At 59.4% G+C, this 320-nt stretch carries 1 protein-coding gene; it reads left to right on the plus strand.

The window, feature by feature from the left end:
- Positions 1-84: 84 nt before the first annotated feature.
- A partial coding sequence (locus tag H1S01_RS21075) for a cbb3-type cytochrome c oxidase subunit II (RefSeq protein ID WP_188042209.1) occupies positions 85-320 on the plus strand: 236 nt, incomplete at its 3' end.

The following is a 320-nucleotide window of genomic DNA, read 5'->3' on the forward strand; positions in this document are numbered from 1 at the left end:
GCCTACAACACCTGGCGCACCGTGCGTGTCGCCAAGCCAGCCCAGTACGACGCTGCCGCGCAGATCGCTTGAGGAAACGGATAGATGATGAACCACGAAATACTTGAAAAGAACATCGGTCTGCTGACCCTGTTCATGATCCTGGCGGTGAGCATCGGCGGTCTGACCCAGATCGTTCCGCTGTTCTTCCAGGACGCCGTCAACGAGCCGGTCGAAGGCATGAAGCCCTACACCGCGCTGCAGCTGGAAGGCCGTGACATTTACATCAAGGAAGGCTGCGTCGGTTGCCATTCACAGATGGTGCGCCCGTTCCGCGCCGT

This window comes from Heliobacterium chlorum (genome assembly GCF_014502795.1).
Classification (GTDB): Bacteria; Bacillota; Desulfitobacteriia; order Heliobacteriales; family Heliobacteriaceae; genus Heliobacterium; species Heliobacterium chlorum.